Here is a 1,839-nt window from a genome sequence, read left to right on the forward strand (position 1 = left end):
GGGGTGGTCTATTTCACCCAGGTGTTCAGCTGGATGATAGGCAGCAGTACCGCCAGCACGATCAGCAGCACCACCGCGCCCATCGCCACGATCAGCAGCGGTTCGAGCAGCGTGGCCGCGGCCATCGAGCGGCGCTGCACCTCGACGCCCAGCTGGCGCGCCGCGCGGCCCAGCATCTCGGGCAGTTGGCCGGTCTGCTCGCCCAGGCGGGCGAACATCGCCAGGATGCCAGGGAAGCGCTTTTTGCCGGCCAGGGCCGAGCCGAGCGGCGCACCTTCGCGCACCTGCACGAGGGCGTCCAGCGCATCGGCCTGCATGGCGCGGTTGGACAAGGTCTCGGCCGCCGCCTGCAGCGCCTTCAGGATGGGCACGCCGGCACCGGCCAGCATGGCCAGCGTGCCGGCAAAGCGGGCGGCGTTGTAGCCGCGCGCCAGTCGCCCGACCAGGGGCAGGCCGAGGATGCCGGCGTCGAAGCGCAGCCGGAAGGCCGGCGCCTTCAGCGCGAAGCGCAGCGCCACACCACCGGCGACGAGGACGGCGAGCATGGCCCAGCCCCAGCTGCGCACGAAGTCGCTGACGGCGAGCATCGCGACCGTCAACGCGGGCAGGGCGCGCTTGGAGCTGGTGAACACGGTCGCGATCTGCGGCACCACGTAGGTGACGAGGAAGATGACGATCAGCACCGAGATGAAGGAGACGATGGCCGGGTAGGCCATGGCGCCGATGAGCTTGGCCTTCAGGTCCTGGCGCTCCTCGAGGTCGTCGGCGAGCTTCTCCAGCACCTGGCCCAGCGCGCCGCTCTGTTCGCCGGCAGCCACGACGCCGCGATAGACCTCGTCGAACTCGCGCGGCGCCAGGCCCAGCGCCCGCGCGAAGGTCGAGCCGGCATTGACCTCGGCCTTCAGTTGCGAGATCAGCTCGCGCTGCTTGGTGTCCTCGCTCTCGTCGGCCAGGGCTGTCAGCGCACGCTCGATGGGCAGGCTGGAGCCGACCAGGCCGGCGAGCTGGCGCGTCCAGACGGCCAGCGCCGTCGTGCTGAAGACGCGGCGGGTGAAGCGGCTGCCTTCCTGGGTGCCGTGCTGCTGCACCATCTCGATCGACAGTGGCGTCAGGCCTTGCGCACGCACCATGGCACGCGCCGCACGCGGGTTGYCAGCCTCGATCAGGCCGCTGCTCTGGCGGCCGGCGTCGGTGAGGGCTTCGTATTTGTAGGCCGGCACGTTGGGTCAGCCTATTCGCGCGTCACGCGCAGCACTTCTTCGAGCGACGTCACACCGGCGTCGATCAACCTTTCACCGTCCTCGCGCATGGAGCGCAGGCCGTTGGCCTCGGCGGCGGCTTGCAGCTGGCTCTCCGGCGCTCGGTTGTGGATGAGGCTGCGCACGGCTTCGTCGGCCACCATCAGCTCATACACGCCTGTGCGGCCCTTGTAGCCCGTGTGGCCGCAGGCATCGCAACCGACGGGGTGCCAGCGGTCATGGTCGTCCTGGCGCTTGCAGACGGGGCACAGCCGCCGCACCAGGCGCTGGGCCAGCACGCCGAGCAGCGAGCTGCTCAGCAGGAAGGGCTCGATACCCATGTCGGTCAGGCGTGTGACGGCGCTGGGCGCGTCGTTCGTGTGCAGCGTGGCCAGCACCAAGTGACCGGTCAGCGAGGCCTGGATGGCAATCTGCGCGGTCTCGTAATCGCGGATTTCGCCGATCATGATGACGTCCGGGTCCTGGCGCAGGATGGCGCGCAGGGCCTTGGCGAAGGTCAGGTCGATCTTGCTGTTGACCTGGGTCTGGCCGATGCCGGGCAGCTCGTACTCGATCGGGTCCTCGACGGTCAGCACATTGG

At 69.5% G+C, this 1,839-nt stretch carries 2 protein-coding genes; both read right to left on the reverse strand.

Annotated features, from left to right (window positions below; translation table 11 throughout):
• Window positions 1-8 precede the first annotated feature (8 nt).
• Window positions 9-1,220, reverse strand: a complete 1,212-nt coding sequence (gspF, locus tag AC1DU6_RS29630; protein ID WP_477861587.1) for a type II secretion system inner membrane protein GspF — start codon at window positions 1,218-1,220, stop codon at window positions 9-11.
• Window positions 1,221-1,231: 11 nt separating this feature from the next.
• Window positions 1,232-1,839 (reverse strand): GspE/PulE family protein (locus AC1DU6_RS29635; RefSeq protein ID WP_477861588.1); only part of this gene is annotated, 608 nt, incomplete at its 5' end.

This window comes from Roseateles sp. P5_B10, from assembly GCF_056400485.1.